A 7,620-nucleotide genomic window follows, 5' to 3' on the forward strand; every position below is an offset into this window, starting at 1 on the left:
GTGTAGGTCTTCGCCAGATCGACGGTCTTGCCCTGCAGGTTCGGCGAGAAGCTCGCCAGAATCTTGGCGACGGACTCAGGCGCGCCGCTCGGCATCACGCCGTCGGGCGAGTACTGCACCTTGCCGTCCTTCAGGCCTTGGACGTAGAGAGCGCGGTCGCCGGCGTAGTAATCCTTCGGCATCTTGTCGGCGATCTCTTCAGCCGAATGCGCCTGGATCCATTTCAGTGTCTTGACGAAGGCGTTGACCAGCTTCTGCACAGTGGGCTTGTTGGCCTCCATCCAGCCGCGGTCCATGTAAAGGCAGGCGGCCGGGTAGTCGCCACCGAGCACCTTGCGGGTCTCCTCCGGCGAGCGCAGGTCGATGCCGATCTTGGCGGTGCCGGAACTCAGCGCGCGCTGCACGGTCGGCTCGGTGGTCATGCCGGAGCTGATTTTGCCCTGCTGCATTGCCGCCAGGAAGGTGTCGCCGGCGCCGACCGGCACCAGCGTGTAGTCCTGCATCTTCAGGCCAGCCTTGGCGGCGAGTGCGCGGGTGAGAAAGTCGGTGGCCGAGCCGAGGCCAGTGACGCCGAGCGCAAGGCCTTTCCAGTTCGCCGGCTGTTTCAGCTTGTCGGCATCGGCCGCCTTCACCAGCACGACCTCGCCGGGCGCGACCGAGAACTGCACCACGTCGGTGATGAACTTGCCCTTTGCCTGCAGGTCGATGGTGTGATCGTAAAATCCGACGACGCCTTGGACTTCGCGCGCCAACAGCGCGGTGGCGGCCTGCGAGCCCGAGGTCGAGTTGAACAGCTCGACGTCGAGCCCTTCCTCCTTGAAGAAGCCGAGCTGAGCGGCGAGCTTGGCCGGCAGATAGATCTGCTTGTCGATGCCGCCCACCATGATCTTCAGCGGCGTCTGCGCAGCCGCCGGCACGGCAGTCAGCAGGACGGCAAACAGGGCGGCGACAACTCTGCGCATCGGCGTTTCCTCATGACGTTCGCGGCTCGCAGGCCCAGGCGGGCTGCGACGCGTGTCACGCATCAGGACGCGGGGTGCGGCAATCTGTCAATGCCGGTCGCGCGCGCCGCGGAACCCGTCAGCTTCGCCAGCGCGACCGTTCGGCCTTGATCCGCCGGAAGCGGACACCGGAGCCATCCGGCAAGCGGGTGGCGATATAGCCGGCGGCGAGGCAGGCTTCGCGCTGCGGCATCTTCTCGTCCGGCGCATAGGTCGAATCCCACCACGCCGCCCGCTGCGCCGCGCGCGGCAGGTCGAAGCCGAGCATCTCCTCGATGGCGTCGATGCTGAGCACCAGCTCCGGGGCGGTCTGCTGCGCCAGATACTCTCGTAGGGGGTCGTAGGATTTCATCGGGCGCCGTGGTTGGTCGAAGGGAGCGGGTGGATGGTCGTTTGGAGGACGCTGAGTGCGTTCTCCGGCCGAGTCCGGCGTTATGCGGTGAAACAGCGTGTTAACCCCGCATTACGTCAATAGCGCAACTTAAGCGCTCTGCAAGACATTGCGTGGAACCTGAGATGATGGACACGCACGCTCTGTTCGACAGGATCAGCAAGGAGCTCCACCGTCGGCGCCGGATGTCGGCGCGGGTGATGGTGATGTTTTCGCTGATCACCGTGCTGGGTTTTTCCGCAGTCTGCGGCAGCGTGCTGCTCGACATGCGGCGCGGCGCCGAAGAGCTGGCGCGGCAGACGCTCGAAAATCTCGCCGCCTCGATGGACGCCGACATCAACCGCAATGTCGAGCTGTACGACGCCTCGCTGCGCGCAGTCGCATCCAATCTGGTGCTACCCGAACTCAGCCAGGTCGACGCCCGCCTGGCGCGGCTGATCCTGTTCGATCATCCGGTCACAGGTCCGCATTTCGGCGCGATCCGGGTCTATGACGAGCACGGCAACCTCACCCGCGACTCCGCCCTCACCAATCCGCCGAAGGAGAACCGCGCGAACGAGCCGTTCTTCACGGTGCAGCGCGACGAGCCATATGCCGGGCTGTACATCAGCAAGCCGCAGCAGGTCGACGGCCACTACTCGGTAATCCTCAGCCGCCGTGTCACCGGCTCCGACGGCCGGTTCCTCGGCGTCGTCGCCGGCTCGATCAAGTTCGGTTACTTCCAGGACCTGTTCAAGCGGCTGCGGCTGCGCCCGCAGGATATGATCGCGGTGATCGCGCACGACGGCACCCTGATCGTCCGCACTCCGTTCGAGCCGGAGCTGATCGGCAAGAACATGCTGTTCACCTCCGGTGTGCAGAAGATGTTCAGTCGCCGCAACGGCTGGTTCGCCGGCACTGGTACGCTGGACGGCGTCCAGCGGATGTTCGTCTGGAGCGACAGCACTAAGCCGCTTGTTGTGCTCGTCGCCAAGTCGTGGAACGACATCTATGCGATGTGGCGCAAGGAGGCGATCTGGATCGGCATCGTGCTGCTGGTGCTGGCCGGCTTCGTCGCTGCCGTCACGGTGTTCTTCATCCGCGAGATCGAGCGCCGCGCCGCGGCCGAGCGCCGGCTCGAGGAGCTGGCCACCACCGATCCGCTGACCGGGCTGACCAACCGGCGCAAATTCGACGCCGCGATCGACACCGAGTGGCGCCGCGCCATCCGGCAGAACACGCCGATCGCGCTGCTGATGATCGATGCCGATCACTTCAAGGCTTACAACGACAGCTTCGGCCATCAGGCGGGCGACCAGATGCTGGTCGGGATCGCGGTGTGTATCGCCGACACCGTGCATCGCGCCGGCGACTGCGTCGCCCGGTTCGGCGGCGAGGAGTTCGCGGTGCTGCTGCCGGGGCTGACCGCGCCGGCGGCCGAAGCCATCGCCGAGACCATCCGGCGCAAGGTCGAGGAATGGTCGGATATCGAGGGCGGCGTCACCGTGTCGATCGGCGTCGCCAGCACCACGCCGATGGCCGCGCATCAATGGCACGATCTGGTCGAAGCCGCTGACCGTGCGCTGTATGCGGCCAAGGAACTCGGCCGCAACCGCTGCGTCGTCGCCGTGCGCGGCGAGGTCACGCTGGTGGCGTAACCTCCCCGGCGCTTCGGTGCCGCGCGATTACTTGTCCAGATAGCGCTTCATGTCTTCGATCAGGCCGGCGCGCAGGTCGTCGCGCTGCATCGCGAATGCGATGTTGGCGCGCAGGAAGCCGGCCTTCGAACCGCAGTCGTGGCGCTCGCCTTCGAATTCGACGCCGTAGAACTTCTGGGTCTTCGACAGCCCGATCATCGCGTCGGTGAGCTGGATTTCGCCGCCGGCGCCGCGCTCCTGGGTCGCCAGGATCTTGAAGATTTCCGGCTGCAGGATGTAGCGCCCGGTGATCGACAGGTTCGACGGCGCCGTGCCGGGCGCCGGCTTCTCGACCATGCCGTCGACCTCGAACACCTTGCCGGTGCGCTTGCCGACGCCGCAGATGCCGTACTGATGGGTGCGGTCGGCCGGCACTTCTTCCACCGCGATGACGTTGGCCTTGTCGCCGAGCTTCTCGGCGGCCTGGATCATCTGCTTCAGGCAGCCCGGGGTGTTGAGCACCAATTCGTCCGGCAGAACCACCGCGAACGGCTCGTTGCCGACGATGTCGCGAGCGCACCACACCGCGTGGCCGAGTCCGTGCGGCGCCTGCTGGCGGGTGAAGCTCATCGCGCCGGCTTCCGGCTGGTCGCGCGCCAGGATTTCCATCTCGTTCTTCTTGTTGCGCTTCTCCAGCGTCACATCGAGCTCGAACTGGCGGTCGAAGTGATCCTCGATCATGCCCTTGTTGCGCCCGGTGACGAACACGAAGTGCTCGATGCCGGCTTCCCGCGCTTCGTCGACGACGTACTGGATCAGCGGCTTGTCGACGATGGTCAGCATCTCCTTCGGCATCGCCTTAGTGGCGGGGAGAACGCGGGTGCCGAGGCCGGCGACCGGGAAGACGGCTTTACGGATTTTCATGATCTGGAAATCTTTCGAGAGGGACGGAAGGGCGAAACCGTACGGTCTTGCAGCCTGCAACCAAGGCGGATGTGTGAAGTTCCGAAACGCGGCGCGAAGCCTCGCCGGAGACAGAATGTCACATCAGAAAAGCGGCGTCCCCGGTACGAAAGCATCGAACGCCGCCCAGAATTGCTGGCGGTAACGATCCTGCTCCTGGAGGATTTCGTGCTTGGCGCCGGGGATCACCAGATGCGACCCGGCCCGCAAATGATAAGCGAACTCTTCGATCGCCGGCGTCGACACCACGCCGTCCATGCCGGCCGCGATCATCAGGATCGGCTGCCGGATCTGCGACGGATAGTTGGTCGCTTTGAAGGCGTGCATGGCGCGGAAGGCCGTGTCGGCCCAGGCGACGGTCGGCGAGGCGAGGCCGAGGGTCGGGTCTTCGGCGATGATCGCGGCGTTTCGGGCGTAGCGCACCGGATCCGAGGTCAGCTTGTTGCCGACGAACGGCTCGGTGTTGGCGAGCACGTCGTTGCCGCCTGGCACGTAACGACCGCCTTGGCCGGCCAGCCGCATCGCCCGCAGCAGCAGCCTGATCGGCAGCGCGGTGGTGTTGCCGGCGAGGTCGATCATCGGGGCCGACAGCACCATGCGGTCGAACCAGCGTTTGCCGGAGCGGGCGATGCGCAGCATCACCGCGCCGCCCATCGAATGCGCCAGCGCGAAATGCGGCGGCGGGCAGTCCGGCAGCACCACTTCGCGGACGAAGGTTTCGACGTCGACCTCGAAGTCGGCGAAGTTGCGCACATAGCCCTTGCGATAGTCGCGCAAGCGGCGTTCCGAATGGCCCTGGCCGCGCCAGTCGAGCGCCGCGACCGCAAAGCCGCGGTCGCGAAGATCGCGCACCGTCTCGAAGTACTTCTCGATCTGTTCGGTGCGTCCGGTGAAGACGCACACGGTGCCTTTGCGGTGCCCCGCCGGCTCCCACCGCGCGAAGCGCAGCTGCACGCCGTCGGGCGTCTTGATGAAACCGGAGACGGCGTCTTCGGGCACCGGATTGGCAGGAGTCGAGACGAGCGTCATGGACCGGGTCCGGAGGGGAGCAAATATCTGGAAAATCGGGATGAAAGTGGCGGGCGCGAACTGCTTCGGGCCCCCTCTTGAACCCCGAAACGCCCCTCCCATATCATTTCCGTGCAGGCCACACCAAGGGGTCAGGAACTGACTTCCCCGGCTGCACGGACAAGGCCCGGCCCGATGGCGGGCGGGTCATCACATAGTCGCTTCTAGGAGGACTTTGACCATGCGTAGCTTCGATCTCACCCCGTTCTATCGTTCGACCATCGGCTTCGACCGGCTGTTTAATCTGCTCGACCAGACCTCTGCGGATGCAGCCGCCCCCGGCTATCCGCCCTATAATATCGAGCGGACCGGCGAGAATGCTTATCGCATCACCGTTGCGGTTGCCGGGTTCTCCCCGTCCGAGCTGTCGATCGTCAGCAAGGAGAACACGCTGACCATCAAGGGCGAGAAGACCGGTGAAGAGGCCGGCAAGGCCGAAGTGCTGTATCGCGGCATTGCCGCGCGCGCCTTCGAGCGAGCCTTCCAGCTCGCCGACTACGTCACGGTAAAGAACGCCAGCCTCGAAAACGGTCTGCTGCACGTCGACCTCGTGCGCGAGATTCCCGAGGCGAAAAAGCCGCGCAGCATTCCGATCAGCATCAATGCGCAGGCCGGCCCGCAAGTTGTCACCGACAACAGCGAGAAGGCGGCCGCGTAACACGCCGCCGGCTTGCGAACTTTCTTTCGCTGCATAGACCCCTAGCCAAGCAGGCGCCCCGGGTAACCGGGGCGCTTTGCTTTTGGAGCCGTCGCGGTCCGTCGCGAAGGGCACAGGTCGTCTGAAAAGCCGACCAAGCGGCTACTCCAGCCCCTGCACCGGCGGCATTGCTTCGGTCGGGCGGATCGTCGCCGAGGAGGAGGGCTTGGCTCGCACCGGCGAGGGGCCTGCGGCCGATGGCACGGCGCTGGCCGGGCTCTGCACCGCTGCGGTGTCCTGTTTGGTGTCCTTGCCGGCGTCCTGCCTGGCCTGATCGAGCATCGGCTTGGAGCCGTCCTTGGCGGCGGCGTCGCCTGCGGCCTTAGCGGCTTTGTCGCCGGCCGGATGCTGAGGCGCCGGCCGCGGGATCGGTGTGGCAGCATTGCGGTTGGCGACGCGGGCGACCGGCTTCGGCGGCCGCGGCGGATTGGTCTCGATGAACCGGGGCAGTCCCTGGATCCGGCCGTAGCTGGCGACCGTCACCTCTTCCATGCGGTCGCCCATCTGCCAGGCCGGCATGAAGCGGACCAGACGGCCGGTGCGGGCGTCGATCACCAGGCGACCATCGTCACCGTCCGGATTGATCGCCGCCATGGTGTAGACCGCGCCGCGCTGGCGCGGATAGCCGAGCGGAGAAAAACCCTCGGCGCGGGCCGCGCGTGTGACCTCATCCGGTGACAGCACCTCCAGCACCTCGGCAAGCGGGGCCGCGCGGCGCAGATCGCGCCGGGGCGGTGGCGGCATCGCCGCATACGAGCCCTGAAGGTCCGACACTCTGGTGACGGGCGGCCGCGCGGCGCCGCCCGCTGGCAGCGGATCGGCCATCGCCGTGGTCACGGCAGTCGCGGCGAGGCCCGCCGACATTACCCACCCCTTGAATTTCATAGCTTCATGCTCCCTGCAGCGCCTGTCCCATTCTGGTGCGGGGCGGGAGCCTCGCGGGGGAATTTGGCCTGGGCTTGGCCCAAACGCGGCGCATTTGGCGTGAATCCGCGGCAACCGCGATCGCGTCGCTGCTGCAAAACCAAAGCCGAAACGCGCCGGGCCACCATCGAATGGGGGACGTGGGCGCGCTTGTGTGCTAGACAAAAATTTGGCAAAGTCGTGCTAGGACAGCATCGCTGTCTCATTTACGGTGGTAGCCCGGCACGGGGTTTGCAGCGTCACGCGAGACGATTGACGTCGCGCGCGGCACCTGATTGTCCGTTGGGCGATATGGACACCGGGGTCTGAATACGCAAATCGTGGCTCGCAGAGCGCGAGCGGTGGCCCGGAGGGTGCCGCGAGCGTTCGAAGTGCGCCGATGCTGGATAGTGTATCCCCTCCCGGGATGAAGAGGACGAAGATGAGCGGGTCTGAGTGCGAGCGCGAAATTATGGTTGCCAATGCGCTGACGGCGGACTCGGCTGTCAAAACCACCGGTCCTGAGCACACTTGGCGTCCGCCGGCCGAAGGTCTGTACGACCTGTCGCGCGAAAAGGACGCCTGCGGCGTCGGCTTCATCGCCAACATCAAGGGCGTCAAGTCGCATCAGATCGTCTGCGACGCGCTGCGCATCCTGTGCAACCTCGAGCATCGCGGCGCCGTCGGCGCCGATCCGCGCGCCGGTGACGGCGCCGGCATCCTGGTGCAGATCCCGCACGCCTTCTTCAGCCGCAAGGCCACCGAACTCGGCTTCTCGCTGCCGGCGCCGGGCGAATACGCCGTCGGCGCGCTGTTCATGCCGCGCGAGACCTCGTGGCGGAAGGTGATCAAGAGCATCATCGAGGATCGCATCAAGGCCGAAGGCCTGACCTTCCTCGGCTGGCGCGACGTGCCGACCGACAACTCCTCGCTCGGCGAGACCGTGAAGCCGACCGAGCCCGCGAACATGCAGGTGTTCAT

The 7,620-nt window shown here is 65.9% G+C and carries 7 protein-coding genes and 1 pseudogene; 3 read left to right on the plus strand and 5 right to left on the minus strand.

Going from position 1 to position 7,620, the window contains the following annotated elements; genetic code table 11:
- The coding region (locus DYI24_RS17015) for an ABC transporter substrate-binding protein (protein WP_164573142.1) at positions 1-962 on the minus strand (962 nt) is incomplete at its 3' end.
- Positions 963-1,080: 118 nt separating this feature from the next.
- The gene (locus DYI24_RS17020; protein ID WP_164573143.1) at positions 1,081-1,353 is read right to left on the minus strand and encodes a DUF7662 domain-containing protein; all 273 of its coding nucleotides are present in this window, start codon (positions 1,351-1,353) and stop codon (positions 1,081-1,083) included.
- Positions 1,354-1,520: 167 nt separating this feature from the next.
- Here DYI24_RS17020 and DYI24_RS17025 point away from each other — a divergent pair, with 167 nt between their 5' ends.
- Positions 1,521-3,029, plus strand: a complete 1,509-nt coding sequence (locus tag DYI24_RS17025) for a sensor domain-containing diguanylate cyclase (RefSeq protein ID WP_164573144.1) — start codon at positions 1,521-1,523, stop codon at positions 3,027-3,029.
- 27 nt (positions 3,030-3,056) lie between these two features.
- On the opposite strand, the gene galU is transcribed toward DYI24_RS17025, so the two are convergent.
- Both galU and DYI24_RS17035 read right to left on the minus strand, forming a co-directional pair.
- The gene (gene galU, locus DYI24_RS17030) at positions 3,057-3,932 is read right to left on the minus strand and encodes a UTP--glucose-1-phosphate uridylyltransferase GalU (RefSeq protein ID WP_107343045.1); all 876 of its coding nucleotides are present in this window, start codon (positions 3,930-3,932) and stop codon (positions 3,057-3,059) included.
- A 123-nt stretch (positions 3,933-4,055) separates the two neighbouring features.
- Complete coding sequence (locus DYI24_RS17035; protein WP_107343046.1) at positions 4,056-5,000, minus strand: alpha/beta hydrolase; 945 nt, start codon at positions 4,998-5,000, stop codon at positions 4,056-4,058.
- Positions 5,001-5,220: 220 nt separating this feature from the next.
- Between DYI24_RS17035 and DYI24_RS17040 the strand changes: the two genes are divergently transcribed.
- Positions 5,221-5,697: an Hsp20 family protein gene (locus tag DYI24_RS17040; protein ID WP_107343047.1), complete on the plus strand. Its 477-nt coding sequence runs from the start codon at positions 5,221-5,223 to the stop codon at positions 5,695-5,697.
- Between the two features lie 141 nt (positions 5,698-5,838).
- On the opposite strand, the gene DYI24_RS17045 is transcribed toward DYI24_RS17040, so the two are convergent.
- A complete protein-coding gene (locus DYI24_RS17045) occupies positions 5,839-6,621 on the minus strand; it encodes a hypothetical protein (protein WP_164573145.1) in 783 nt (260 codons plus the stop codon).
- A gap of 460 nt (positions 6,622-7,081) precedes the next feature.
- On the opposite strand from DYI24_RS17045, the pseudogene DYI24_RS17050 reads away from it, so the two are divergent.
- Positions 7,082-7,620: pseudogene (locus DYI24_RS17050) on the plus strand (glutamate synthase subunit alpha); the annotation flags it as partial.

This window comes from Rhodopseudomonas sp. BR0C11, from assembly GCF_010820945.1.
In the GTDB taxonomy this organism is placed as follows: Bacteria; Pseudomonadota; Alphaproteobacteria; order Rhizobiales; family Xanthobacteraceae; genus Rhodopseudomonas; species Rhodopseudomonas palustris_H.